Raw genomic sequence first — 25395 nt, 5'->3', positions numbered from 1 at the left:
CGGTTTCCGGTCCGTCCGGCCGATGTGATTTCCGCCCTGCCGGAGAGGTAGGGTCGGAGTCGGTCGGGGACATCCCAAACAGCCCTCGCCGGTTTCCTGACCGGCGTACCTAGCGAGGAGATCGGTTCGTGACGATCCGCGTAGGCATCAACGGCTTCGGCCGTATCGGCCGTAACTACTTCCGCGCGCTGCTGGACCAGGGTGCGGACATTCAGATCGTCGGTGTCAACGACCTGACCGACAACGCCACACTGGTGCATCTGCTCAAGTACGACAGTGTTCTCGGCCGGCTGCCCTACCAGGTCGGCCACACCGAGGACACCATCACGGTCGGCAAGCAGACCTTCAGGACGATGGCGGAGAAGGACCCGGCCAACCTTCCGTGGGGCGAGCTGGGCGCCGACATCGTGATCGAGTCCACCGGTATCTTCACCAAGCGCGACGACGCCGCCAAGCACCTTTCCGCGGGCGCGAAGAAGGTCCTCATCTCGGCTCCGGCCAAGGAGGAGGACATCACCGTGGTGATGGGCGTCAACGAGGACAAGTACGACCCCGCCCGGCACGACGTGATCTCCAATGCCTCCTGCACCACCAACTGCGTGGCGCCGATGGCCAAGATCATGGACGAGAGCTTCGGTATCGAGCGCGGTCTGATGACCACGGTGCACGCCTACACCAACGACCAGCGCATCCTGGACTTCCCGCACAAGGACCTGCGCCGCGCCCGGGCCGCCGCGGAGAACATCATTCCGACCACCACCGGTGCCGCGAAGGCCACCGCGCTGGTCCTCCCGCACCTCAAGGGCCGGCTGGACGGCATCTCCATGCGCGTGCCGGTCCCCACCGGTTCGGTCATCGACCTGGTGCTCGACCTCAAGCGCGAGACCACCAAGGACGAGATCAACGCCGCCTTCAAGAAGGCCGCCGACGGCCGGCTGCAGGGCATCGTCGACTACACCGAGGACCAGATCGTCTCCTCGGACATCGTCAACCAGCCGCCGTCCTGCACCTTCGACGCCTCGCTCACCATGGTCGACGGCAACCAGGCCAAGATCATCGGTTGGTACGACAACGAGTGGGGCTACTCCAACCGGCTGGTCGACCTCACCAGCTACGTCGGCTCCCAGCTCTGAACCCGGGCGGACAGAGGTGACGGACAGGGCTCGTGCACGGCGCACGAGCCCTGTCCCATGCCTCGTGCGCTGTGTACTCCCGGGGCCGGTTCCCCGGGCCCACGACAGGAGCCATCCATGAAGACGATCGACGAACTCGTCGCCGAGGGCGTGTCCGGCAAGCGGGTCTTCGTCCGCGCCGACCTCAACGTCCCGCTCGACGGCGACACCATCACCGACGACGGCCGGATCCGGGCCGCCGTCCCCACGATCCGGAAGCTCACCGAGAGCGGTGCGCGCGTGGTCGTGGCCTCCCACCTGGGACGCCCCAAGGGCGCCCCGGACCCGCAGTTCTCGCTGGCGCCGGTCGCCGCGCGGCTCGGTGAACTCCTCGGCATCCGGGTCGCCTTCGCGGCCGACACGGTGGGGGACAGCGCGAAGGCCACCGTCGGCGGGACCGCCGACGGCGGGGTCACGCTGCTGGAGAACCTCCGCTTCAACCCCGGCGAGACGAGCAAGGACGACGCCGAGCGGGGTGCCTTCGCCGACGAGCTGGCCGCGCTCGCCGACGCGTACGTGGGCGACGGCTTCGGTGCCGTGCACCGCAAGCACGCCTCCGTCTACGACCTGCCGGCCCGCCTCCCGCACGCCGCCGGGTATCTGATCGCCACCGAGGTGGGGGTGCTGCGGAAGCTCACCCAGGACGTCGAGCGGCCCTACGCCGTGGTCCTGGGCGGCGCTAAGGTCTCCGACAAGCTCGGCGTCATCGACCACCTGCTGGGCAAGGCCGACCGGCTGCTGATCGGCGGCGGGATGGCCTACACCTTCCTCAAGGCCCAGGGATACGAGGTCGGCCGGTCGCTGCTCCAGGAGGACCAGATTCCGGCGGTCAAGGGCTATCTGGAGCGTGCCGAGGAACTGGGTGTGGAGTTCGTGCTGCCGGTGGACGTGCTGGCGGCCGCGGAGTTCCCCGACCTGAAGACCAAGGCGCCGGCCGACCCGGAGGTGGTGGCGGCGGACGCCATCCCGGCCGGGCTGGAGGGGCTGGACATCGGCCCGGAGAGCCGTAAGCTCTACGCCGCGAAGCTCGCCGACGCAGCCACCGTCTTCTGGAACGGTCCGATGGGCGTCTTCGAGCACCCGGACTTCGCCGAGGGCACCAAGGCCGTCGCGCAGGGCCTGCTCGACTCCCCGGCCTTCACCGTCGTCGGCGGCGGTGACAGTGCCGCCGCGGTGCGTCAGCTCGGCTTCGACGAGAATGCGTTCGGACACATCTCGACCGGCGGCGGCGCCAGCCTCGAGTACCTCGAGGGCAAGACGCTTCCCGGCCTGGCCGCACTGGAGGACTGACGCCGTGGGCGTCGCCCGCGCGGCTGCCGGGCCGCGGGCAACTACGAGACTGGCACCGCGCCGCGCGAGCGGAGCAGCGAACATGGAAGGAAGGGCATGACGACACCGCCCACCCGCACCCCGCTGATGGCGGGCAACTGGAAGATGAACCTCAACCACCTCGAGGCCATCGCCCATGTGCAGAAGCTCGCCTTCGCGCTGACGGACAAGGACTACGAGGCCGTGGAAGTCGCGGTCCTGCCGCCCTTCACCGACCTGCGGTCGGTGCAGACGCTGGTCGACGGTGACAAGCTGCGCATCCGGTACGGCGCGCAGGACCTGTCCGCGCACGACTCCGGGGCCTACACCGGTGAGATCTCCGGCCCGATGCTGGCGAAGCTCAACTGCACCTTCGTCACCATCGGCCACTCGGAGCGGCGCCAGTACCACGGTGAGGACGAGCCGCTGGTCAACGCCAAGGTGAAGGCCGCGCTCAAGCACGGGCTGACCCCGATCGTCTGTGTCGGCGAGGAGCTGGCCGTTCGCGAGGCGGGCGACCACGTCGCGCACACCCTCGGCCAGCTCGACGGCGCCCTCCAGGACGTCTCGGCCGAGGCCGCGGCCGGTCTGGTCATCGCCTATGAACCGGTCTGGGCCATCGGCACCGGCAAGGTCTGCGGTGAGGAGGACGCCCAGGAGGTCTGCGGCGCGATCCGCGGCCGGCTCGCGGAGCTGTACGACGACGACGGGGCGACGGCCCAGCGGGTGCGCATCCAGTACGGCGGTTCCGTCAAGGCCGGCAACGTCGCCAAGATCATGGCGCAGCCCGACATCGACGGTGCGCTGGTCGGCGGGGCCTCGCTGGACACGGACGAGTTCGTCAAGATCGTCCGCTTCCGCGACCAGTGATCTGTCCGCGGGTGACCCACGGCGTGTGACGCCGGGCCGTCGCCCGTCGTAGTCTTGCGGGGGCCGGACCTGCGCTCCGGCTCCCGCAAGCGTTCGTAACGTCAAGTGTCCAGCCACGATCCGAGAGAGTTGGTCCAGCCGTGGTCATGGGGTTCTCAATCGCCCTCATCGTCTTCAGCGCCCTGCTGTTGCTGCTGGTGCTGATGCACAAGGGCAAGGGGGGCGGCCTCTCCGACATGTTCGGTGGCGGTATGCAGTCCTCCGTCGGCGGCTCGTCGGTCGCCGAGCGCAACCTCGACCGGATCACGGTCGTCGTCGGCCTGGTGTGGTTCGCCCTCATCGTCGTGCTCGGCCTGCTGATGAAGTTCAACAACTGAGCCGGCGCATGCCGCGGCACCGCCCCGGTACCCGGGCCGCGATTCCCAGATGTCGCCTGCACAACGGCTGACAGGCTGTCGTACCCCCTGCCTATGATGAGGGCCCGCGTCCGGTACCGACGCAGTAACTCCGGTCCCCGGGCGCGCGTTGGGCCCTACGTACACTAGGGCGCCCGCAGCGGAGCGCGCAGTGCCGACGCTCCGTGGCACCGTGAGGCAGGGAGTTACGACCGTGGCAAGTGGCAACGCGATCCGGGGCAGCCGGGTCGGAGCGGGCCCCATGGGAGAGGCCGAGCGAGGCGATTCCGCGCCCCGCCTCCGGATCCCCTTCTGGTGCTCCAACGGGCACGAGACCCAGCCGAGCTTCGCCAGCGACGCGCAGATCCCGGAGACCTGGGACTGCCCCCGCTGCGGCTTCCCCGCCGGGAAGGACCCGGACAACCCCCCGGACCCGCCGCGCACCGAGCCGTACAAGACTCACCTCGCCTATGTCCGGGAGCGGCGCAGCGACGCGGACGGCGAGGCCATCCTCGCCGAGGCGCTCGCCAAGCTCAGGGGCGAGGTCTGACGGGCCCGCCCCCGGTGACCCGGGGAGGGAAGCGGGCCCTGTGACGCCGCGGAGGCCGCCGTCGGCCGGGTGCCGGACGGCCGGGCCGATGCTGCCATGACACCGAACGATGGACGGCTCGGCAACGCACCGGGGGGCGGTGCGTTGCCGAGCCGTCCATCGTCTAGGTTGGGGGCAGCGGGGTTCGTGGCGAGAGGAGCGGAATGGGCCGGTTTCGCTCGGTCCCGTTGCGCGCCGCGGGCGTGGCTCCCGATTCCGGAATGCGACGGCCACCCCCTGCCCCGGGTTCCGCGGTCCGTGCGCCGCTCGCGGGAGACGAACCCGCCCCCGGCGCCGGAAACTTCGCTGCCGACCCCGCACGCTGCCGCCCCCGGTGCGTCCGCTGCCGGGTTCCCCGGCGACTGCGGCCGACGTCGTCCGCACGCCGACGCGGATCGCCCGGCCGCCGGGCCCGGCTCATCCCCGAGCGCCCGTCCTCGCCGGTCGGAGCCCGGTGCGGGGGCCCGGCGGCCTCCGGGTCGCCGCCACCTCTCACAACCGAACAGGCCGGCTCCCGGCTCGCCGCGGGGCTGCGGGTGTGACGGGTCGCTCCGCCGGTGAACCCGTTCCCGCGGCTCCGGCAGGAGCCCGATCCTTCCCCGCTCCCGACGGGCGGGATGACCCAGAGGAGATGCGATGAACGCTGAAGGCCGCACCCGACTCGATCAGCTGCCGGAGTGGCAGGCGCTGTCCCGGCACCACGACGCGTTCCGGGGGACACACCTGCGGCAGCTCTTCGAGGACGACCCGGAGCGTGCCGAGCGGTATGCCGTACGCGTCGGCGACCTGTCCATCGACTACTCCAAGCACCTGGTCACCGACGAGACGCTGCGGCTGCTGCGGCAACTCGCCGAGGCCGCGGGCGTGACGCGGCTGCGGGACGCGATGTTCGAGGGCGAGAAGATCAACGTCACCGAGGACCGTGCCGTGCTGCACACGGCGCTGCGCACCCCCGAGTCGGCCACCGTCCGGGTGGACGGCGAGAACGTGATGGGCAAGGTGCACCAAGTCCTCATCAAGATGGGCACCTTCGCCAACAGGATCCGCGAGGGCCACTGGCGCGGCCACACCGGCGAGCGGATCGAGAACGTCGTCAACATCGGCATCGGCGGCTCCGACCTCGGCCCCAAGATGGCCTACGAGGCGCTGCGCCCCTACACCCGCCGCGACATGACCTTCCGCTTCGTCTCCAATGTGGACGGCGCGGACCTGCACGAGGCCGTCCGGGACCTGGACCCGGCCCGGACGCTCTTCGTCGTCGCCTCCAAGACCTTCACCACCGTGGAGACCATCACCAACGCCGAAGCGGCCCGGGAGTGGCTGCTCGCCGGTCTCGGAGGCGACCGCTCCGCTGTCGCACGGCACTTCGTGGCCGTCTCCACGAACGCCGAGAAGGTGGCCGAGTTCGGCATCAACACCGACAACATGTTCGAGTTCTGGGACTGGGTCGGCGGCCGCTACTCCTATGACTCGGCCATCGGCCTCTCCCTCATGGTGGCCATCGGTCCGGAGTGCTTCGGCGACATGCTGGCCGGCTTCCACCTCATGGACGAGCACTTCCGCTCCGCCCCCCTGGAGGCCAACGCGCCGGTGCTGCTCGGCCTGCTGGGCCTCTGGTACGGCAACTTCCACGACGCCCAGTCGCACGCCGTACTGCCCTACAGCCACTACCTGTCCCAGTTCACCGCCTACCTCCAGCAGTTGGACATGGAGTCCAACGGCAAGTCGACCACCCGCGGCGGCGAGCCCGTCGACTGGCAGACCGGACCCGTGGTGTGGGGCACTCCCGGCACCAACGGCCAGCACGCCTACTACCAGCTCCTGCACCAGGGCACCAAGATGATCCCCGCCGATCTGCTGGGCTTCGCCGAGCCGGTTGCGGAACTCGGCGGCCTGCGCGGCCAGCACGACCTGCTGATGGCGAACCTCTTCGCGCAGGGCCAGGCGCTGGCCTTCGGCAGGACCGCGGACGAGGTGCGCGCCGAAGGCGTGCCCGAGCACCAGGTCCCGCACCGCACGTTCCCCGGAAACCGGCCCACGACCACCATCCTGGCCGCCGCGCTGACCCCGTCCGTGCTCGGCCAGCTGATCGCGCTCTACGAGCACAAGGTCTTCGTCCAGGGCGCGATCTGGGACATCGACTCCTTCGACCAGTGGGGTGTCGAACTCGGCAAGGCGCTCGCCAAGCGCCTCGAACCCGCCCTGACCGAAGGGGCGCAGGTGCCGGGCCTGGACGCCTCCACCTCCGCGCTGGTCGCCCGCTACCGGTCGCTGCGGGGCCGCACCCCCTGAACGCGCTCCACCGGGGCCGCAGTGCGACGCCGCGGTCACAAAGGCCCGGACACACCGCAGGGGCCCGCCACGAGAGGCGGGCCCCTGCGGTGCTCGGCGCGGTTACGCTCCCGTCGCCGGGAGGCCGGCGGCCGCCGGCTCGTCCAGCAGCCACAGCGTCCGCGAGCGCCCGCACGCCGCGGCGGCCGGTGCCTGGAGCGGTCCGGGGTCCGCGGCGAGGGCGAGGGCGACCGCGTCGGCCTTGTCGTCGCCGGCCGCGAGCAGCCACACCTCCTCCGCCGCACGGATCGCGGGCAGGGTCAGCGACAGCCGGGTGGGCGGCGGCTTGGGTGCTCCGTGCACGCCGACGACCGTGCGCTCGGTCTCCCGCAGCGCGGGGTGTTCGGGGAAGAGCGAGGCGACATGGGTGTCGGGCCCGACGCCGAGGAGCAGGACGTCGAAAACCGGGACTCGCACGGTCGGGTCGGCCCCCGCCGCGGCCGTGAGTTCGGTCGCGTACGCCTCGGCCGCGGCTTCCGCGTCGCCCGCGTACCGGCTGTCGGAGGGGGGCATCACATGCACCCGCGCCGGGTCCAGCGGCACCGCGTCCAGCAGCGCCTCCCGGGCCTGGGTGTGGTTGCGGTCCGGATGCCCCTCGGGGAGGAAGCGCTCGTCCCCCCACCACACGTCCAGCCGGGACCAGTCCAGCCGGGCACGCGCCTCGGGCGAGTCGGTGAGCGCGGCCAGCAGCGCGTTGCCGTTCCGGCCGCCGGTCAGCACCACCGAAGCGGTCCCGTGCGCGGCCTGCGCGTCGGCCAGGCGGCCGGCCAGCCGCGCGGCCGTGGAGCGGGCCAGCTCGTCCTTGTCGGCGTGCACGACCACTTCGCGGGCGCCCGTCATGACTCCGCCTTCCCCGCCGGCCGGGACGGGGCCGGCTGCGCCGCGGCGCCCCCGCGCTTGCCGCCGGCCGCCTTCCGGGCGTTCTTCTCCACGCCGGCCGCGGTGCCCGCGGCAGCGGGCTTCTTCCGGGCCTCGGTCGGTGCGGGAGCCGGTGCGGAGGGGGTGGGATGCGCCGGGTCCGGGCCGGAGATCCGGTTGACGCCGAAGTGGATGGCTTCGGCGTACGCCTCGTCCGGGTCGAGCCGCCGCAGTTCCTCGGCGAGCAGCTCCGCCGTGCTGCGCCGCTGGAGGGCTACGTGCCGGTCGGGCTGTCCGGGGACGGCGAGTTCGGCGAGTGCGCCGTTGGCCCGGTCGAGGCAGATCTGGCCCTCGCCCGTCTCCAGCTGCACGCCCGTGATGCCCGGGCCTTCGGAGATCCGGCGTTCGACCGGGATCCGCAGCCGTTCGGCCAGCCAGAGGGCGAGCAGTTCGCTGGAGGGGTTGTACTCCTCGCCCTCGACCACGGCCGACTTGATGCTGAGCTGCTTCTGGTCCACCGAGGCGGCAAGCATGCTGCGCCAGGGCGTGATGCGCGTCCAGGACAGGTCGGTGTCGCCCGGCGCGTAGGTGCTGGCGCGCAGGCTGAGCGCGCCGACCGGGTCCTCGGTCGCGGCCGCGTCGGTGATGCGCCGCTGGGCCAGCCTGCCCAGCGGATCGTCGGACGGGTTCTCGGGCGCGTCCTCGGGCCACCACACGACGACCGGGGCGTCCGGCAGCAGCAGCGGCAGCACCACGCTGTGGGCGTGCGAGGCGAGTTCCCCGTGCAGCCGCAGAATGATCGTTTCTCCGGAACCCGCCTCGCGGGCGTCGCCGCCGACCCGGACCTCCGCGTCGAGCCGGTGCTGGGCCCGGTCGCGCGGGGAGCGTCCCGGGCGGCGGACGACGACGAGGATCCGCGAGGGGTGCTCCTTGGAGGCGCCGCTGGCAGCCTTGAGCGCGTCGTAGTGGTTCCCCTCGTCGGTGACGATGACGAGGGTCAGCACCATGCCCATGGCGGGCGAGCCGAGGGAGCGGCGCGCCTTGACCAGCTCGGCGTTGATGCGGCTGGACGTGGTGTCCGTCAGGTCGATGTTCATGGCCGCCGCCAAATCCGTCCGTCGCGTGCGAGCATCTCGTCGGCGGCCTGGGGCCCCCAGGTGCCGGCCGGATACTGCTCGGGCTTGCCGTGCTTGTCCCAGTACTCCTCGACGGGGTCGAGGATCTCCCAGGAGCGTTCGACCTCCTGGTGCCGGGGGAAGAGGTTCGCGTCGCCCAGCAGGACGTCGAGGATGAGGCGTTCGTACGCCTCCGGGCTGGACTCGGTGAAGGACTCGCCGTAGGCGAAGTCCATGGTCACGTCCCGGATCTCCATCTGGGTGCCGGGCACCTTGGAGCCGAAGCGGATGGTCACGCCCTCGTCCGGCTGGACCCGGATGACCAGCGCGTTCTGGCCCAGTTCCTGGGTGTCGGTGGCGTCGAAGGGGGAGTGCGGCGCCCGCTGGAACATCACCGCGATCTCGGTGACGCGGCGGCCCAGGCGCTTGCCGGTGCGCAGATAGAACGGCACCCCGGCCCAGCGCCGGTTGTCGATCTCCAGTTTGATCGCCGCGTAGGTGTCGGTCTTCGAGCGCGGGTCGATCCCGTCCTCGTCGAGGTAGCCGGGCACCTTCTCGCCGCCCTGCCAGCCCGCCGCGTACTGGCCGCGCACGGTGTGCTTGCCCAGGTCCTTCGGCAGCCGCACCGAGTTGAGCACCTTCAGCTTCTCGGTCAGCAGCGCCTTGGCGTCGAAGGAGGTGGGCTCCTCCATGGCGGTCAGGGCGAGCAGTTGCAGCAGGTGGTTCTGGATGACGTCCCGGGCCGATCCGATGCCGTCGTAGTAGCCGGCCCGGCCCCCGATCCCGATGTCCTCGGCCATGGTGATCTGCACATGGTCGACATAGCTGCGGTTCCACAGCGGTTCGAACAGCGTGTTGGCGAAGCGCAGGGCCAGGATGTTCTGGACCGTCTCCTTGCCGAGATAGTGGTCGATCCGGAAGACCTCGCTGGCCCGGAAGACCTCGTGGATGACGGCGTTCAGCTCCTGCGCCGACTTCAGGTCGTGGCCGAAGGGCTTCTCGATGACGGCGCGCCGCCAGGAGTCGGGGCCCGCGTCCGAGAGCCCGTGCTTCTTGAGCTGGGAGACCACGGTGGGGAAGAACTTGGGCGGTACCGAGAGGTAGAAGGCGAAGTTGCCGCCGGTGCCCCGGGACTTGTCCAGCTCGTCGATCGTGGTCCGGAGGGTCTCGAACGCCTGGTCGTCGTGGAACTCGCCGGGGACGAACCGCATGCCCTGGGCGAGCTGCTGCCAGACCTCCTCCCGGAACGGGGTGCGGGAGTGCTCCTTGACCGCGTCGTGCACCACCTGGGCGAAATCCTCGTCCTCCCAGTCGCGCCGGGCGAAGCCGACGAGGGAGAAGCCCGGTGGGAGAAGCCCGCGGTTGGCGAGGTCGTACACCGCAGGCATCAGCTTTTTCCGTGACAAATCGCCCGTGACGCCGAAGATGACCAGGCCCGACGGCCCCGCGATGCGCGGGAGCCGTCGGTCCTGAGCGTCACGCAGCGGGTTGGCTGTGCCGCTCGCGCTGCTCAATTCGGTTACGCCTCCTTCGGAGCCAGGCGCCGCAGCTCGGCCTCGGTGGACTTGAGCAGGTCGTTCCAGGAGTCCGCGAACTTCTGGACGCCCTCGTCCTCCAGGACCGCCACGACGTCGTCGTAGGAGATGCCGAGCTTCGCGATGCCGTCGAGCACCGCCTGGGCCTCCTCGTAGGTGCCGCGGACGGCGTCGCCGCCGATCTCGCCATGGTCGCCCACGGCCTGCAGGGTCGCCTCCGGCATGGTGTTGACGGTGTTGGGCGCGACCAGCTCGGTGACGTACAGCGTGTCCGGCAGCTCGGGGTCCTTCACCCCGGTCGACGCCCACAGCGGACGCTGCTGGTTGGCACCGGCCCTCTCCAGCGCCTGCCAGCGGTCGGAGGTGACGACCTCCTCGTACGCCTGGTAGGCCAGCCGTGCGTTGGCGACGGCCGCCTTGCTCTTCAGCGCCGCGGCCTCGTCCGTGCCCAGCGCCGCCAGCCGCTTGTCGACCTCGGTGTCCACACGGGAGACGAAGAAGGAGGCCACGGAGTGGATCTGGGACAGGTCGATGCCCAGCGCCTTGGCCTTCTCCAGGCCCGCCATGTAGGCGTCCATGACCGCGCGGTAGCGCTCCAGCGAGAAGATCAGCGTGACGTTGACGCTGATGCCCTTGCCGATCGTCTCGGTGATGGCCGGGAGACCGGCCTCGGTGGCCGGAATCTTGATGAACGTGTTCGGACGGTCCACCAGCCAGGCGAGCTGCCGGGCCTCGGCGATGGTGGCCTGCGTGTTGTGCGCCAGGCGCGGGTCGACCTCGATGGAGACCCGGCCGTCCTTGCCGCCGGTCGCCTCGTGGACCGGGCGGAGGATGTCGGCGGCGTCGCGGACGTCCGCAGTGGTGATCATCCGGACGGCTTCATCGACCGAGACGCGGCGGGCAGCCAGGTCGGAGACCTGCTGCTGGTAACCGTCGCCCGCCGAGATCGCCTTCTGGAAGATGGTCGGGTTGGTCGTCACCCCGACCACGTGCTGCTCGTCCTTCAGCTCGCCGAGGTTGCCCGACGTGATGCGCTTGCGCGACAGGTCGTCCAGCCAGATCGCGACGCCTTCGTCGGAGAGGCGCTTCAGTGCGTCTGTCATGGGATTCGCATCTCCTGTGCTTGTTGGCTTCTTGTGGTGCCGGGTGCGCCGCGGGGACCGGCCGCCCGGCGGGGGCGGCCGGACCGCCGGGGCACCTTCCGGGCCGGAGCCGGGGAGGTGCCCCGCCCGGTCAGCGTGCTGCCGCCTGCAGCGACTCCTTCGCCGCCAGGTGCACGGCCTCGGCGGTGAGACCGAACTCCCGGAAGAGGACCTTGCCGTCCGCCGAGGCACCGAAGTGCTCCAGCGACACGATCCGCCCGGCCTCGCCCACGTACCGGTGCCAGGTCAGGCCCACGCCCGCCTCGACGGCGACCCGCGCCTTGATGTCCGGGGGCAGCACGCTGTCCCGGTAGGACTGCTCCTGCTCCTCGAACCACTCCAGGCACGGCATCGAGACGACCCTGGTGGGCACCCCCTGCTCCTGGAGCCGCTCGCGCGCCTCGACGGCGAGCTGCACCTCCGAGCCGGTACCGATCAGGACCACCTGCGGGTGACCGCCCTCGGCCTCCAGGAGCACGTACCCGCCCTTGGCCGCGGCCGGGTCGGCCTCGTAGGTCGGTACGCCCTGCCGGGTGAGGGCCAGGCCGTGCGGTGCCGGCTTGCTGGTGTGGCGGCGCATGATCTCCGCCCACACCGCGGAGGTCTCGTTGGCGTCCGCCGGACGGACGACGTTGAGACCGGGGATGGCGCGCAGCGCGGCCAGGTGCTCGACCGGCTGGTGCGTCGGACCGTCCTCGCCCAGACCGATGGAGTCGTGCGTCCACACGTAGGTGACCGGCGCCTTCAGCAGCGCGGCCAGCCGGACGGCGGGACGCATGTAGTCGGAGAAGACCAGGAACGTACCGCCGTAGATCCGGGTGTTCCCGTGCAGTGCGATGCCGTTCATCGTCGAACCCATCGCGTGCTCGCGGATGCCCCAGTGCACCGTACGCCCGTACGGGTCGGCGCCCGGCAGCGGGCCGCCCTCCGGAAGGAAAGAGGTGTCGGCGAACGTGGTGTTGTTCGACCCCGCCAGGTCCGCTGAGCCGCCCCACAGCTCGGGAATGACCGGGCCCAGCGCCTTGAGCACACTGCCGGACGCCTTGCGGGTGGCCACCGACTCACCGGCGGGGAAGACGGGCAGCGCCTTCTCCCAGCCCTCGGGCAGCCGGCCCTCGCGGATCCGGTCGAACTCGGCGGCCCGCTGCGGGTCGGCGGTGCGCCAGGCGGCCATCCGCTTGTCCCACTCGGCCTGCATCGCGCGGCCGCGGTCGCTGGCCTTGCGGACGTGCGCGAGGACCTCGTCGGAGACGGCGAAGTGCTGGTCCGGGTCGAAGCCCAGGACCCGCTTGGTGGCCGCGACCTCCTCCTCGCCGAGCGCGGAGCCGTGCGCCGCCGCGGTGTTCTGCGCGTCGGGGGCCGGCCAGGCGATGATGGAGCGCATCGCGATGAAGGAGGGGCGCTCCGTCTCGGCCCGTGCCGCCTCCAGCGCCGCGTGCAGCGCCTCGGGGTCCAGGTCGCCGTTCTCCTGCTGGTCCACGCGCTGCACATGCCAGCCGTAGGCCTCGTACCGCTGCAGGGTGTCCTCGGAGAAGGCGGTCGCCGTGTCGCCCTCGATCGAGATGTGGTTGTCGTCCCACATGACGATCAGATTGCCGAGCCGCTGGTGGCCGGCGAGCGAGGACGCCTCGGCCGAGACGCCCTCCTCCAGGTCGCCGTCGCTGGCGATGACCCAGACCGTGTGGTCGAACGGCGAGTCGCCCTCGGCCGCCTCCGGGTCGAAGAGCCCGCGCTCGTAGCGGGCCGCCATCGCCATACCGACCGCGTTGGCGACACCCTGGCCCAGCGGGCCGGTCGTCGTCTCGACGCCCGCCGTGTGCCCGTGCTCCGGATGCCCCGGGGTACGGCTGCCCCAGGTGCGGAACGCCTTGAGGTCGTCCAGCTCCAGTCCGTACCCGGCCAGGAAGAGCTGGATGTACTGGGTCAGGCTGGAGTGGCCCGCGGAGAGGACGAAGCGGTCCCGGCCCGTCCAGTCCGGGTCGGTCGGGTCGTGGCGCATCAGCTTCTGGTAGAGCAGGTACGCGACGGGCGCCAGGCTCATGGCCGTACCGGGATGGCCGTTACCGACCTTCTGCACGGCATCCATGGCCAGGACTCGAACCGTGTCCACGGCCTGCTGGTCCAGGTCGGTCCACTCAAAGTCTGTGGTGGTCGGCTTGGTGCTCACCCTGCGTCAGGGCTCCTCTCCACATGTTCGATGGCCGGTGTCTGTGCGCTCACCGGGCGGTGTCGAGCGTACCTCTGCCGGGACGTGCGACTTTTCGACAGTTCACTCTGTGGTCGTCACGGGTGGTCACCCTCACGCCACGGCCGACGACCGGGGAGACGGCCCGGACAGCCGAGCGTCCTCCCGGCCCGCGGTGTGCGACGCCGGAACACCACTCCCAGGCTGACGTCTGTTCCCCCGATCCGCCCGTCGGACACGACCCGGTTGCCGCGGAAGCCGGGTTCCTCCGATACGCGGGAGGGCGGCACCCCCTCGGTCCGCACGGCCCGGCGGGGTCCCTCCGCCGCCGCACCGGGCTCCGTCCCCGAGCCGTCCCCTGAGCCGCGCCCGGGCCCGCGCGGACGCGTGGCGCCGGGCTCCGGAGCAGTGCCCGGGCCCCGGGGCCAACACGGTGACCCCCCATGACGGGCGAGGTATCGCCAACGTCTAAAGTGGCGTGGTACGCGCGAGCTTGACCCGGGCCTGCACCTTTCCTTCTGTGCGCCGGTGGGGCTCGCTGATTCCTTATGACGCGATCAGGGGTGTCCGTGACGGCCGTCGAATCCCGTCCTGCGGGGGCGCTGGAGCCCAGCGGTCACCGGCCCACCGGTGCCCGCGTCAAGGCGTTCATCGAGCTGACCAAGCCGCGGATCATCGAGCTGCTCCTCATGACCACCATCCCGGTCATGTTCCTCGCGGCCCAGGGCGTCCCCGACCTCTGGCTCGTGGTGATCACCTGCCTGGGCGGCTATCTGTCGGCGGGCGGCGCCAACGCGCTCAACATGTACATCGACCGGGACATCGACGCGCTGATGCACCGCACCGAGCGGCGCCCCGTCGTCACCGGAATGGTCAGCCCGCGCGAGTGCCTGGCGTTCGGCATCAGCCTGGCCGTGGTCTCCACCCTCATGTTCGGGCTGCTGGTCAACTGGCTGTCCGCCGCGCTGTCGTTGGGAGCGCTGCTCTTCTACGTCGTCGTCTACACGATGCTCCTCAAGCGGCGCACCTCGCAGAACATCGTGTGGGGCGGTATCGCCGGCTGCCTGCCGGTCTTCATCGGCTGGTCGGCGGTGACCAACGAGCTGAGCTGGGCCGCCGTCATCCTCTTCCTGGTGATGTTCTTCTGGACCCCGCCGCACTACTGGCCGCTGTCGATGAAGGTCACCGAGGACTACAAGCGGGTCGGCGTGCCGATGCTCCCGGCCGTGGCGGGCAATGTCGTGGTGGCCAACCAGATCGTCGTCTACAGCTGGGTGATGGTCGTCGTCTCCCTGCTGCTGTGGCCCCTCGGCTACGTCGGCTGGTTCTACCCGCTCGTCGCGGTGCTGGCCGGCGGACTGTGGCTCTGGGAGGCCCACGCGCTGCGGGCCCGCGCCCGAGCGGGGCTGACCGGCGCCAAGCTCAAGGAGATGCGGCTCTTCCACTGGTCGATCACCTACGTCTCGCTGGTCTTCGCAGCGGTCGCCATCGACCCCTTCCTGCGCTGAGCGCCGCTCCCGCGTCCCGTCACTACGGACGAGGCGTCCTCCGGCTCCCCGGCTGCGCCCCGCGCACCGCGACGCACGGAAGGCCGGACCCTCCCGCCACCGGAAGGGTCCGGCCTTCCGTGCGTGGACCCCGGAGGGGGCACGCGGTTGCTAGCGGCCGCCCGGCGCGCCCAGCTGGATACCGGCCATCCGCTCCCACTCGTAGGGACCGGTGCGCATGTGCTCGGCCATCTCCCCGTCGAAGCTCTCCCGCAGGGTGACGCCCTCGGCCCGTACGGCTTCCTCGGCGACCTCCTTGGAGGGGGCCATCAGATCGCCCCAGGTGCCGTCCGCACCGACCAGGGAGATCCGGAAGCCGACCTGTCCCACGTACGCGATCTGCGCCTCGGCGCTCCCGCCGTGCCGCTGCGCGAACGCACCGGTCCGCTTGGCGAGGCGGGCCGCCCGCTTGCTGCTGTCTGCTGCCATACCCCAGATGCTACCCGTGAGTAGCCGAGGCGGCGAGGGGTACCGGGGTGCGGGTCAGCGGCTCGGAGCCGGAGCCGGTTCCGAAGCGGCGCTCGCCACCGCGACCCGGGAAGGGGCGGGGACAGCGCCCCCGGCGGCCGCCGGGAGGCCGCGCTCCCGGGTGGAGAGCACCACCCGCAGCACCCCGACCCACACCAGCGTCGAGCCCAGCAGATGCAGCCCGACCAGGATCTCGGGCAGATCGGTCGCGTACTGCACGTACCCGAGGGCGCCCTGCGCCAGCAGCACCAGCAGCAGGTTCCGCACCGTTTTCCGGGGCCCGGCCGGTGCGTCCATCAGGCGCAGGCCGAGGGCGAGGACGAGGGCCAGTAGCACCACCATCCAGGCGAACGCGGCGTGCGTGCGGGTGGCCAGTTCCACGGCGACCGGCATCCGGTCCACCTCGCTGCTGTCCCCCGCGTGCGGACCCGCTCCGGTGACGACGGTGCCCGCGACGATCAGGCCGGCCGTGAAGAGGACCAGGACGTGGGTGAGCCTGCGCACCGGTTTGCCCACCAGCGGCCGGGGCGGCGCGTCGCCTTCCCGCGCGCGCAGCCAGGTGAGGGTGGTGACGGTCAGCAGCGCGGTCGCGGCCAGGAAGTGCCCGGCCACGACGAAGGGGTTCAGCTTCACCCACACCGTGATGCCGCCGACCACGCCGTTGCCCACCACGACCCAGAACTGCGCCCAGGCGAGCCGGCTCAGCCCCCTGCGGGCGGGTTTCGCCGCCCGCACCGCGATGATCGTCCAACCGACCGCGGCCGACACCACCCAGGTCATCATGCGGTTGCCGAACTCGATGGCTCCGTGCACCCCCATGGCGGAGGTGGCGGTGAGGCTGTCGTCGCTGCACTTGGGCCAGGTGTCGCAGCCCAGGCCGGAGCCGGTCAGCCGCACCGCGCCGCCGGTCACCACGATGACGATGCTCATCAGCAGCGCGGCCAGCGCCGCCCGCTCCACGGTGCAGGGCGAGGGGGTCCAGCGCGCGGCGATGTACGCGACGGGGTTACGTACGAGTTCGAGCAGTTTCGGCACGAAGCCATGGTAGAGGGCCGCTTGTGCGCGCATTCACGAGGGGCCGCCCGTGGGCGTCACTCCCACTTGAAGAAGCGCGCGGCGGCACCGAGGCCCAATACCGCCCAGACCGCCAGCACGCCCAGATCGCCCCAGGGCATCCCGGTCCCGTGCCGGAGCACCTCGCGCAGCCCGTCGGAGAGGGCGGAGATGGGCAGCAGTTGCAGCGCGCTCTGCGCGGCGTCCGGGAACCTCTCCAGCGGGACGACGACCCCGCCGCCGACCAGCAGCAGGATGAACACCAGGTTGGCCGCCGCCAGCGTGGCCTCCGCCCGCAGGGTGCCGGCCATCAGCAGCCCGAGCCCGGAGAAGGCAGCCGTGCCCAGCAGCAGGAGGAGCAGCACCGCGGCCGGGTTGCCGTGCGGCGACCAGCCCAGCAGCAGCGCCACCACGCTCAGCAGCAGCACCTGCAGGGCCTCGATCACCAGCACCGAGCAGGTCTTCGCGGTCATCAGCCCCCACCGCGGCAGCGGCGAGGCGCCCAGCCGCTTGAGGACGCCGTAGCGGCGCTCGAAGCCGGTGGCGATGGCCTGCCCGGTGAAGGCGGTGGAGAGCACCGCCAGCGCCAGGATGCCGGGCGCCAGGAAGTCGACCCGGGAGCCGCGGCCGGTGTCGACGATGTCGACGGAGCTGAAGAGCACCAGCAGCAGCGTCGGGATGACGACGGTCAACAGCAGCTGCTCGCCGTTGCGCAGCTGGGTACGGGTCTCCAGCCACGCCTGCGCCCGCACCATGCGCGGCAGCGGCGCGGCTCCCGGCGCGGGTGCGTACTCGCCGCCGGCGGTTCCGGTTCCGGTTCCGGTTCCGGTTCCGTTCACGAGCGCAGCTCCTTCCCCGTCAGTTCCAGGAAGACGTCCTCCAGCGTTCTGCGCTCCACCGAGATCCGGTCGGGCAGGACGCCGTTCTGCGCGCACCAGGACGTCACGGTGGCCAGGAGCTGCGGGTCGACCGTGCCGGTGAGCCGGTAGCTGCCCGGGCTGAGCTCGGCCGCGCCGGTCTGCGGGGGCAGGGCCTTGAGCAGCGACTTCAGGTCGAGCCCCGGGCGTCCGGTGAAGCGCAGGGTGTTCTCCGCGCCGCCCCGGCACAGCTCCTCGGGGGAGCCGTGGGCGATCACCCTGCCGCCGTCGACGATGGCGACGTCGTCGGACAGCTCCTCGGCCTCGTCCATGGCGTGGGTGGTCAGCAGCACCGTCACCCCGTCGGCGCGCAGCTCGCGCACCAGGTCCCAGGTGGCGTGCCGGGCCTGCGGGTCGAGCCCGGCGGTCGGCTCGTCCAGGAAGACCAGCTCGGGGCGGCCCACCAGGGCCAGCGCGAGACCGAGCCGCTGCTGCTGGCCACCGGAGAGCCTGCGGTAGGGAGTGCGGCCGCAGCCGCCCAGGCCGAGGCGTTCGATCAGGGCCGGCACCTCCAGCGGGTGCGCGTGCAGTGCCGCCATATGGCGGAGCGTCTCCTCGGCCCTGGCCGTGGGGTAGATCCCGCCGCTCTGGAGCATCACCCCGATCCGGGGCCGCAGCTCGGCGCCCTGGGCGATCGGGTCGAGGCCGAGCACCCGCACGGTGCCGGAGTCCGGCCGGCGGTAGCCCTCGCAGGTCTCGACGGTGGTGGTCTTACCCGCTCCGTTGGGGCCGAGGAACGCGGTGACGGTGCCCCGCGCGACGGTCAGGTCCAGCCCGTCGACGGCGGTCCTGCTGCCGTACCGCTTCACCAGCCCGGCGACCTCCACGGCCGCTGAACTTCGCATGCAGGGCAGTCTAGGGAGCGGGCCGGGGCGCTCCTGCGGCGGGCTGCGGCGGACGTGGGCCCGCCGGTTAGGTCAGCCTTACGTGATGCACTCCATCGGGGCTGGTCAGAGCTGTCGCTTGCCCGCGTCGGCGGAATTAAGCAACAATGACGTTGTGAAAAAGAGGGACCAGGCTCGGGAGCACCGACCGATGGCCGCACCGGCCACCGGCGGAGCCGCGTCGGGCCCCTCGGCGCAGGATGAACAGCACGGTACGAGGAACAAGGTCGCTCGCTCCGTCCTGGATCACGGCCCCTCCACCGCGGCCGAACTGGCGCTGCGGCTGGAGCTGACCCAGGCGGCCGTCCGCCGTCATCTGGACGCGCTCGTGGCCGAGGGCGTCGTGGAGCCCCGCGACAAGCGGGTCTACGGCTCGCGCGGCCGGGGCCGCCCCGCCAAGGTCTTCGCCCTGACCGACTGCGGACGGGACGCCTTCGACCAGGCGTACGACGAGCTCGCGGCCGACGCCCTGCGCTGGATCGCCCGGACCGCCGGGGACGGCGAGGCCGGGGAGGCCGCGGTCGCGGCCTTCGCGCGCGCCCGGGTGGAGGCGCAGGCGGGGAAGTACCAGGAGGCCCTGGAGCGGGTCGCGCCCGAGGACCGGGTGCGGGCCCTGGCGCAGGCGCTGACCGCGGACGGGTACGCTGCCACCGCGCGTGACGCGCCCGCGCAGGCCGGCGAGCAGCTCTGCCAGCACCACTGCCCGGTGGCGCACACGGCCGAGCAGTTCCCCCAGCTGTGCGAGGCGGAGACGGAGGTCTTCTCCCGGCTGCTGGGCACGCACGTCCAGCGGCTGGCGACCATCGCGCACGGCGACGGAGTGTGCACGACGTTCATCCCCAGGCCCCACCCGCACCCCGAGACCGCCGCGGCCCAGCCCCCGGCAGCCAGGAACCCCGCACGACCACCGAAGACCAGCAACGCCACCAACGTGAACGACGCCGGGAGGAACCCCGCATGACCGCTCCTACGGAGACTGCTCACCCTGAGCTCGAGGGGCTGGGCAAGTACGAGTACGGCTGGTCCGACTCCGACGCGGCGGGCGCAGCCGCGAAGCGCGGCCTCTCCCAGGATGTCGTCCGCGACATCTCGGAGAAGAAGAACGAGCCCGACTGGATGCTCAAGCTGCGTCTCAAGGGGCACAAGCTCTTCGAGAAGAAGCCGATGCCGAACTGGGGCTCGGACCTGTCGGGCATCGACTTCGACAACATCAAGTACTTCGTGCGGTCCACCGAGAAGCAGGCGCAGTCCTGGGAGGACCTGCCCGAGGACATCAAGAACACCTACGACAAGCTCGGCATCCCGGAGGCGGAGAAGCAGCGCCTGGTCGCCGGTGTCGCCGCGCAGTACGAGTCGGAGGTCGTCTACCACCAGATCCGCGAGGACCTGGAGCAGCAGGGCGTCCTCTTCCTGGACACGGACACCGCGCTGCGCGAGCACCCCGAGCTGTTCCAGGAGCACTTCGGCACCGTCATCCCGGCCGGCGACAACAAGTTCGCCGCGCTGAACACGGCGGTGTGGTCGGGCGGCTCCTTCATCTACGTGCCGCCGGGCGTGCACGTCGACATCCCGCTCCAGGCCTACTTCCGGATCAACACCGAGAACATGGGCCAGTTCGAGCGGACGCTGATCATCGTCGACGAGGACGCCTACGTGCACTACGTCGAGGGCTGCACGGCGCCGATCTACGACTCGGACTCGCTGCACTCGGCCGTCGTCGAGATCATCGTCAAGAAGGGCGGCCGCTGCCGCTACACGACGATCCAGAACTGGTCGAACAACGTCTACAACCTGGTCACCAAGCGCGCCGTGGCCTACGAGGGCGCGACCATGGAGTGGGTGGACGGCAACCTCGGCTCCAAGGTGACGATGAAGTACCCGGCGGTCTACCTCATGGGTGAGCACGCCAAGGGCGAGACGCTGTCCGTCGCCTTCGCGGGCGAGGGCCAGCACCAGGACGCGGGCGCCAAGATGGTCCACATGGCGCCCCGCACCTCCTCGAACATCGTCTCGAAGTCGGTGGCCCGCAGTGGCGGCCGGACCTCCTACCGGGGCCTCATCGAGATCGGTGAGGGCGCAGAGGGCTCCAAGTCCAACGTGCTGTGCGACGCGCTGCTGGTGGACACCGTCTCGCGTTCCGACACCTACCCCTACGTCGACGTCCGCGAGGACGACGTGACGATGGGCCACGAGGCGACCGTCTCCAAGGTCAGCGACGACCAGCTCTTCTACCTGATGAGCCGCGGGCTGTCCGAGGACGAGGCCATGGCGATGATCGTGCGCGGCTTCGTCGAGCCGATCGCCAAGGAGCTGCCCATGGAGTACGCGCTGGAGCTGAACCGGCTGATCGAGCTGCAGATGGAAGGAGCGGTCGGCTGACGCCGCCCGGCCCCCGTTCCGAGTCATCCGTGACCCCTTCTCCGACCAGGTGAGCGAGCCGAAGGGGGCGCCGGTGCCGAAAGGGAGAACGCGCGCGGGTCCCGGATGACGAGGGAGCGAGCACGATCGAACGCCGGCACCGGGTCCGAGCCCCCGGAGGCGGGCGCACACAAAGAGGCAGAAAGCGAGCAACACGACAGCCATGGCTGAGGCCCAGAACATCCCCGTCGGTTCCAACACCACGGGATCCATCGCGGTGGCCGCAGAGTCCACCACCGCCACCAGGATGAGCGCTCCGCCGTCCTTCGACGTGGCGGACTTCCCGGTGCCGCACGGCCGCGAGGAGGAGTGGCGCTTCACTCCTCTGGACCGGCTCAAGGGCCTGCACGACGGTACGGCGCAGGCGACCGGCTCGGTCAAGACCGAGGTGTCCGCGCCCGACGGGGTCACCGTCGAGAAGGTGTCACGGGACGACGCGCGCGTCGGCCGCGCCGGCAAGCCGGTGGACCGGGTGGCGGCGCAGGCGTTCTCCGCGTTCGAGAAGGCCAGTGTCATCTCGGTGCCCAAGGGCGCGGTGCTGACCGAGCCGGTGCGGGTCTCCCTGCACGGCGAGGGCGGCGTGACCTACGGCCACACGGTCTTCGACATCGGCGCCTTCGCCGAGGCCGTCATCGTCATCGACCACACGGGTGACGCGGTGCGCTCGGCCAATGTCGAGTTCGTGCTCGGCGACGGCGCCAAGGTGACCGTCGTCTCCGTGCAGGACTGGGACGACACCGCCGTGCACTGCTCGCAGCACAACGCGCTGGTGGGCCGGGACGCGACCTTCAAGTCGGTCGTGGTCACCTTCGGCGGCGACCTGGTGCGCCTCAACCCCCGGGTCAGCTACGGCGGCCCGGGAGCCGAGGCCGAGCTGTACGGCCTGTACTTCACCGACGCCGGACAGCACCAGGAGCACCGGCTGCTCGTCGACCACGACACTCCCAACTGCCGCAGCAACGTCGCCTACAAGGGCGCGCTCCAGGGCGACGACGCGCACGCGGTGTGGATCGGTGACGTGCTCATCCAGGCGGCGGCCACCGGCACCGACACCTACGAGCTCAACCGCAACCTGGTGCTCACGGACGGCTCGCGCGTCGACTCGGTGCCCAACCTGGAGATCGAGACCGGCGAGATCGTCGGCGCCGGCCATGCCTCGGCGACCGGCCGCTTCGAGGACGAGCAGCTCTTCTACCTGATGGCGCGCGGCATCTCGGAGCGCGAGGCGCGCCGGCTGGTGGTGCGCGGCTTCTTCGCCGAGCTCGTCCAGCAGGTCGGCATCCCGGATGTGGAGGAGCGCCTCATCGCCCGGATCGAGGCGGAGCTGGAGGCATCGGTCTCATGAGCGAGAGCTTCGTCAGGGCCGCCTCGCTGGGCGACCTGGAGGAGGACACCCCGCTGCGGGTGGAGCTGGACGGTGTTCCGGTCTCCCTCGTGCGCACCGAGGGTGAGGTGTTCGCCGTCAACGACATCTGCTCGCACGCCAATGTGTCGCTCTCGGAGGGCGACGTGGAGGACTGCACCATCGAGTGCTGGCTGCACGGCTCCCGCTTCGACCTGCGCACCGGCAAGCCCTCCGGGCTGCCCGCCACCCGCCCCGTCCCCGTGTACCCCGTCAAGATCGAAGGAGACGGCCCCGATGCGGCAGTGCTCGTCTCCGTCACACAGGAGTCCTGAAGTCCCCATGGCAACGCTTGAGATCAACGACCTGCACGTCTCCGTCGAAACCGAGGGCGGCCCCAACGAGATCCTGCGCGGCGTCGACCTGACCGTGAAGCAGGGCGAGACGCACGCGATCATGGGGCCGAACGGCTCCGGCAAGTCCACGCTGGCCTACTCGCTGGCGGGGCACCCGAAGTACACCGTCACCAGCGGCTCCGTGAAGCTCGACGGCGAGGACGTCCTGGAGATGTCCGTCGACGAGCGCGCCCGCGCGGGTGTCTTCCTCGCCATGCAGTACCCGGTCGAGGTCCCGGGTGTCTCCGTCTCCAACTTCCTGCGCACCTCCGCCACCGCCATCCGTGGCGAGGCCCCCAAGCTGCGTACCTGGGTCAAGGAGGTCAAGGAGGCCATGGAGCGCCTCTCCATCGACCCGAAGTTCGCCGAGCGCAACGTCAACGAGGGCTTCTCCGGCGGTGAGAAGAAGCGCCACGAGATCCTGCAGCTGGAGCTGCTGAAGCCGAAGATCGCGATCCTGGACGAGACCGACTCCGGCCTCGACGTGGACGCGCTGCGCGTCGTCTCCGAGGGCGTCAACCGGGTCCGGGAGACCGGCGACGTGGGCACCCTGCTGATCACGCACTACACCCGCATCCTGCGCTACATCAAGCCCGACCACGTGCATGTCTTCGCCAACGGGCGGATCGCCGAGTCCGGCGGTGCCGAGCTGGCCGACAAGCTGGAGGAAGAGGGCTACGAGGAGTACGTGAAGGGTGGTGCCACTGCGTGACACAGCTCCCGGGTCTGCTGGACACCGAGGCGATCCGTAAGGACTTCCCGATCCTGGACCGCCTGGTGCACGACGGGCAGAAGGTCGTCTATCTGGACAACGCCGCCACCTCGCAGAAGCCGACGCAGGTGCTCGACGCCCTCGCCGACTACTACGAGAAGCACAACGCCAACGTCCACCGCGGCGTGCATGTGCTGGCCGAGGAGGCCACGGCGCTGTACGAGGGCGCGCGCGACAAGGTCGCCGCGTTCATCAACGCACCCAGCCGCGACGAGGTGATCTTCACCAAGAACGCCTCGGAGTCGCTCAACCTGGTGGCCAACATGCTCGGCTGGGCCGACGAGCCCTACCGCGTCGAGCGGGACACCGAGATCGTCATCACGGAGATGGAGCACCACTCCAACATCGTTCCGTGGCAGCTGCTCTCGCAGCGCACCGGCGCGAAACTGAAGTGGTTCGGGCTCACCGACGAGGGTCGGCTGGACATGGCCGGGGTCGAGGAGCTGATCACGGAGCGCACCAAGGTGGTCGCGCTCACGCTCGTCTCCAACATCATGGGCACCTTCAACCCCGTCGAGGAGATCGTGCGGCGGGCGCAGGAGGTCGGTGCGCTGGTCGTGGTGGACGCCTCGCAGGCGGCCCCGCACATGGTGCTGGACGTGCAGGCGCTGCAGGCCGACTTCGTGGCCTTCACCGGCCACAAGATGTGCGGCCCCACCGGCATCGGCGTGCTGTGGGGGCGCCAGGAGCTGCTCAACGACCTGCCGCCGTTCCTCGGCGGCGGGGAGATGATCGAGACCGTCACGATGCACTCGTCGACGTACGCTCCGGCGCCGCACAAGTTCGAGGCGGGCACCCCGCCGATCGCGCAGGCGGTCGGGCTGGGCGCCGCCGTCGACTACCTCAGCGCGATCGGTATGGACCGGATCCACCAGCACGAGCAGGCGCTGACGGAGTACGCGGTGCGCAAGCTCCAGGAGATCCCGGACCTGCGGATCATCGGCCCCGCCACGGCCGAGGACCGCGGTGCCACGATCTCCTTCACGCTGGGTGACATCCATCCGCACGACGTCGGCCAGGTGCTGGACGAGCAGGGCATCGCGGTGCGGGTGGGCCATCACTGCGCCCGCCCGGTCTGCCTGCGGTACGGAATTCCTGCCACCACGCGAGCGTCGTTCTATCTGTACTCCACGCCCGCCGAGGTGGACGCCCTGGCGGACGGGCTGGAACACGTACGGAATTTCTTCGCTTAGGGGCTGTCGGTGAAGCTGGACTCGATGTACCAGGAAGTCATCCTGGACCACTACAAGCATCCGCACGGGCGCGGGCTGCGCGACGGCGATGCCGAGGTGCACCACGTCAACCCGACGTGCGGTGACGAGATCACCTTGCGTGTGCGGTACGACGGCGACACCATCGAGGATGTGTCGTACGAGGGGCAGGGCTGCTCCATCAGCCAGGCCAGCGCCTCGGTGCTGAACGAGCTGCTGGTCGGCAAGGAACTGCCCGAGGCCCGCAGGATCCAGGAGACGTTCCTGGAGCTGATGCAGTCCAAGGGTCAGCTCGAGCCGGACGACAGCATGGAGGACCTGCTGGAGGACGCCGTGGCGTTCGCCGGGGTCTCGAAGTACCCGGCGCGGGTGAAGTGCGCGCTGCTGAGCTGGATGGCGTGGAAGGACGCGACATCGAAGGCGTTCAGCGGGGCGGACGCGAGCGCGCAGGAGCCGGGGGAAGCCGACTCGGCCAAGGAGAAGACGGCATGACCGAGATGACCACCAAGCCCGCGAGCGAGGAAGAGGTCCGCGAGGCGCTCATGGACGTCGTCGACCCGGAGCTGGGTATCGACGTCGTCAACCTCGGCCTGATCTACGGGATCCACGTCGACGACGCGAACATCGCCACCATCGACATGACGCTCACCTCGGCGGCCTGTCCGCTGACCGACGTCATCGAGGACCAGGCGCAGTCCGCGACCGAGGGCATCGTCAACGAACTCAAGATCAACTGGGTCTGGATGCCCCCGTGGGGCCCCGACAAGATCACTGACGACGGGCGCGAGCAGCTCAGGGCGCTGGGCTTCAACGTCTGAGCGCTCCGGCAGCTGTTCCGCGACCGCGGGCGACGGCCGCGCACCCTCGGGTGCGCGGCCGTTCGCATGG

24 protein-coding genes are annotated in these 25395 nt (G+C 70.7%); 15 read left to right on the top strand and 9 right to left on the bottom strand.

All coding sequences use genetic code 11. From position 1 onward, the window contains the following. The first annotated feature begins 128 nt into the window (after nt 1–128). From gap to pgi, 6 genes are all read left to right on the top strand, one after another. On the top strand, nt 129–1133 hold the full coding sequence (gene gap / locus P2424_RS05800; RefSeq protein ID WP_276474711.1) for a type I glyceraldehyde-3-phosphate dehydrogenase: 1005 nt from the start codon (nt 129–131) through the stop codon (nt 1131–1133). A gap of 117 nt (nt 1134–1250) precedes the next feature. Then, nucleotides 1251–2462 (top strand): phosphoglycerate kinase, encoded by a 1212-nt coding sequence (locus P2424_RS05795; RefSeq protein WP_276474710.1) that lies wholly within the window; start codon nt 1251–1253, stop codon nt 2460–2462. A 96-nt stretch (nt 2463–2558) separates the two neighbouring features. Next, complete coding sequence (gene tpiA, locus P2424_RS05790; protein WP_276474709.1) at nt 2559–3350, top strand: triose-phosphate isomerase; 792 nt, start codon at nt 2559–2561, stop codon at nt 3348–3350. A 146-nt stretch (nt 3351–3496) separates the two neighbouring features. Then, nucleotides 3497–3727, top strand: a complete 231-nt coding sequence (secG, locus tag P2424_RS05785) for a preprotein translocase subunit SecG (protein ID WP_074998704.1) — start codon at nt 3497–3499, stop codon at nt 3725–3727. Between the two features lie 232 nt (nt 3728–3959). After that, nucleotides 3960–4295: an RNA polymerase-binding protein RbpA gene (locus tag P2424_RS05780; protein ID WP_078565500.1), complete on the top strand. Its 336-nt coding sequence runs from the start codon at nt 3960–3962 to the stop codon at nt 4293–4295. Between the two features lie 675 nt (nt 4296–4970). Beyond that, nucleotides 4971–6626, top strand: a complete 1656-nt coding sequence (pgi, locus tag P2424_RS05775) for a glucose-6-phosphate isomerase (RefSeq protein ID WP_276474708.1) — start codon at nt 4971–4973, stop codon at nt 6624–6626. A gap of 102 nt (nt 6627–6728) precedes the next feature. On the opposite strand, the gene pgl is transcribed toward pgi, so the two are convergent. From pgl to tkt, 5 genes are all read right to left on the bottom strand, one after another. Next, nucleotides 6729–7505 (bottom strand): 6-phosphogluconolactonase, encoded by a 777-nt coding sequence (gene pgl / locus P2424_RS05770; protein ID WP_276474707.1) that lies wholly within the window; start codon nt 7503–7505, stop codon nt 6729–6731. Then, nucleotides 7502–8620 (bottom strand): glucose-6-phosphate dehydrogenase assembly protein OpcA, encoded by a 1119-nt coding sequence (gene opcA, locus P2424_RS05765; RefSeq protein ID WP_276474706.1) that lies wholly within the window; start codon nt 8618–8620, stop codon nt 7502–7504. The genes pgl and opcA overlap by 4 nt, the downstream gene beginning before the upstream one ends. Next, on the bottom strand, nt 8617–10152 hold the full coding sequence (gene zwf / locus P2424_RS05760) for a glucose-6-phosphate dehydrogenase (RefSeq protein WP_019358350.1): 1536 nt from the start codon (nt 10150–10152) through the stop codon (nt 8617–8619). Before zwf ends, opcA begins: the two co-directional genes overlap by 4 nt. 5 nt (nt 10153–10157) lie before the next feature. Next, the gene (gene tal, locus P2424_RS05755; RefSeq protein ID WP_276474705.1) at nt 10158–11276 is read right to left on the bottom strand and encodes a transaldolase; all 1119 of its coding nucleotides are present in this window, start codon (nt 11274–11276) and stop codon (nt 10158–10160) included. A 130-nt stretch (nt 11277–11406) separates the two neighbouring features. Continuing rightward, entirely contained in the window at nt 11407–13482 is a 2076-nt protein-coding gene (gene tkt, locus P2424_RS05750) for a transketolase (protein WP_276474704.1), read from the bottom strand. Between the two features lie 581 nt (nt 13483–14063). Between tkt and P2424_RS05745 the strand changes: the two genes are divergently transcribed. Beyond that, nucleotides 14064–15008 carry a heme o synthase gene (locus P2424_RS05745; protein ID WP_276474703.1) on the top strand — a complete coding sequence of 315 codons (945 nt, stop codon included), beginning with the start codon at nt 14064–14066 and terminating at the stop codon, nt 15006–15008. A gap of 150 nt (nt 15009–15158) precedes the next feature. Here the strand turns inward: P2424_RS05745 and P2424_RS05740 are convergent, their stop codons facing one another. The 4 genes from P2424_RS05740 to P2424_RS05725 form a co-directional block, all read right to left on the bottom strand. Further along, complete coding sequence (locus P2424_RS05740) at nt 15159–15476, bottom strand: hypothetical protein (protein ID WP_276474702.1); 318 nt, start codon at nt 15474–15476, stop codon at nt 15159–15161. Between the two features lie 54 nt (nt 15477–15530). After that, nucleotides 15531–16583 (bottom strand): COX15/CtaA family protein, encoded by a 1053-nt coding sequence (locus P2424_RS05735; RefSeq protein WP_276474701.1) that lies wholly within the window; start codon nt 16581–16583, stop codon nt 15531–15533. Between the two features lie 23 nt (nt 16584–16606). Beyond that, nucleotides 16607–17323 carry an ABC transporter permease gene (locus P2424_RS05730; protein ID WP_276478838.1) on the bottom strand — a complete coding sequence of 239 codons (717 nt, stop codon included), beginning with the start codon at nt 17321–17323 and terminating at the stop codon, nt 16607–16609. Between the two features lie 80 nt (nt 17324–17403). Further along, nucleotides 17404–18330 (bottom strand): ABC transporter ATP-binding protein, encoded by a 927-nt coding sequence (locus P2424_RS05725; RefSeq protein WP_276474700.1) that lies wholly within the window; start codon nt 18328–18330, stop codon nt 17404–17406. A gap of 190 nt (nt 18331–18520) precedes the next feature. Here P2424_RS05725 and P2424_RS05720 point away from each other — a divergent pair, with 190 nt between their 5' ends. The 8 genes from P2424_RS05720 (at nt 18521) to P2424_RS05685 (ending at nt 25325) form a co-directional block, all read left to right on the top strand. Continuing rightward, the gene (locus P2424_RS05720; RefSeq protein ID WP_276474699.1) at nt 18521–19330 is read left to right on the top strand and encodes an ArsR family transcriptional regulator; all 810 of its coding nucleotides are present in this window, start codon (nt 18521–18523) and stop codon (nt 19328–19330) included. Beyond that, nucleotides 19327–20748, top strand: a complete 1422-nt coding sequence (gene sufB, locus P2424_RS05715) for a Fe-S cluster assembly protein SufB (protein ID WP_276474698.1) — start codon at nt 19327–19329, stop codon at nt 20746–20748. The genes P2424_RS05720 and sufB overlap by 4 nt, the downstream gene beginning before the upstream one ends. Before the next feature lie 202 nt (nt 20749–20950). After that, a complete protein-coding gene (sufD, locus tag P2424_RS05710; RefSeq protein WP_276474697.1) occupies nt 20951–22132 on the top strand; it encodes a Fe-S cluster assembly protein SufD in 1182 nt (393 codons plus the stop codon). Then, nucleotides 22129–22464: a non-heme iron oxygenase ferredoxin subunit gene (locus P2424_RS05705; protein ID WP_019358339.1), complete on the top strand. Its 336-nt coding sequence runs from the start codon at nt 22129–22131 to the stop codon at nt 22462–22464. Before sufD ends, P2424_RS05705 begins: the two co-directional genes overlap by 4 nt. A gap of 7 nt (nt 22465–22471) precedes the next feature. After that, complete coding sequence (sufC, locus tag P2424_RS05700) at nt 22472–23236, top strand: Fe-S cluster assembly ATPase SufC (RefSeq protein ID WP_276474696.1); 765 nt, start codon at nt 22472–22474, stop codon at nt 23234–23236. After that, nucleotides 23233–24489, top strand: coding sequence for a cysteine desulfurase (locus P2424_RS05695; protein ID WP_276474695.1), 1257 nt, complete (start codon nt 23233–23235; stop codon nt 24487–24489). Before sufC ends, P2424_RS05695 begins: the two co-directional genes overlap by 4 nt. Nucleotides 24490–24498: 9 nt before the next feature. Further along, entirely contained in the window at nt 24499–24999 is a 501-nt protein-coding gene (sufU, locus tag P2424_RS05690) for a Fe-S cluster assembly sulfur transfer protein SufU (protein ID WP_276474694.1), read from the top strand. Continuing rightward, entirely contained in the window at nt 24996–25325 is a 330-nt protein-coding gene (locus tag P2424_RS05685; RefSeq protein WP_027759495.1) for a metal-sulfur cluster assembly factor, read from the top strand. Before sufU ends, P2424_RS05685 begins: the two co-directional genes overlap by 4 nt. Nucleotides 25326–25395: the final 70 nt, after the last annotated feature.

The sequence above is a fragment of the Streptomyces sp. WMMB303 genome (assembly GCF_029351045.1).
Taxonomy (GTDB): Bacteria; Actinomycetota; Actinomycetes; order Streptomycetales; family Streptomycetaceae; genus Streptomyces.
The sequence above is the reverse complement of the archived record's forward strand: the minus strand, read 5'-3'. Positions and strand labels throughout refer to the sequence as shown.

Coding starts and splice junctions, on each gene's coding strand:
- P2424_RS05795 (WP_276474710.1), top strand. CDS start 1,251: ATGAAGACGATCGACGAACTCGTCGCCGAGGGCGTGTCCGGCAAGCGG.
- tpiA (WP_276474709.1), top strand. CDS start 2,559: ATGACGACACCGCCCACCCGCACCCCGCTGATGGCGGGCAACTGGAAG.
- secG (WP_074998704.1), top strand. CDS start 3,497: ATGGGGTTCTCAATCGCCCTCATCGTCTTCAGCGCCCTGCTGTTGCTG.
- pgi (WP_276474708.1), top strand. CDS start 4,971: ATGAACGCTGAAGGCCGCACCCGACTCGATCAGCTGCCGGAGTGGCAG.
- pgl (WP_276474707.1), bottom strand. CDS start 7,505: ATGACGGGCGCCCGCGAAGTGGTCGTGCACGCCGACAAGGACGAGCTG.
- opcA (WP_276474706.1), bottom strand. CDS start 8,620: ATGAACATCGACCTGACGGACACCACGTCCAGCCGCATCAACGCCGAG.
- tal (WP_276474705.1), bottom strand. CDS start 11,276: ATGACAGACGCACTGAAGCGCCTCTCCGACGAAGGCGTCGCGATCTGG.
- P2424_RS05740 (WP_276474702.1), bottom strand. CDS start 15,476: ATGGCAGCAGACAGCAGCAAGCGGGCGGCCCGCCTCGCCAAGCGGACC.
- P2424_RS05735 (WP_276474701.1), bottom strand. CDS start 16,583: ATGCGCGCACAAGCGGCCCTCTACCATGGCTTCGTGCCGAAACTGCTC.
- P2424_RS05730 (WP_276478838.1), bottom strand. CDS start 17,323: ATGGTGCGGGCGCAGGCGTGGCTGGAGACCCGTACCCAGCTGCGCAAC.
- P2424_RS05725 (WP_276474700.1), bottom strand. CDS start 18,330: ATGCGAAGTTCAGCGGCCGTGGAGGTCGCCGGGCTGGTGAAGCGGTAC.
- P2424_RS05720 (WP_276474699.1), top strand. CDS start 18,521: ATGGCCGCACCGGCCACCGGCGGAGCCGCGTCGGGCCCCTCGGCGCAG.
- sufB (WP_276474698.1), top strand. CDS start 19,327: ATGACCGCTCCTACGGAGACTGCTCACCCTGAGCTCGAGGGGCTGGGC.
- sufD (WP_276474697.1), top strand. CDS start 20,951: ATGGCTGAGGCCCAGAACATCCCCGTCGGTTCCAACACCACGGGATCC.
- P2424_RS05705 (WP_019358339.1), top strand. CDS start 22,129: ATGAGCGAGAGCTTCGTCAGGGCCGCCTCGCTGGGCGACCTGGAGGAG.
- sufC (WP_276474696.1), top strand. CDS start 22,472: ATGGCAACGCTTGAGATCAACGACCTGCACGTCTCCGTCGAAACCGAG.
- P2424_RS05685 (WP_027759495.1), top strand. CDS start 24,996: ATGACCGAGATGACCACCAAGCCCGCGAGCGAGGAAGAGGTCCGCGAG.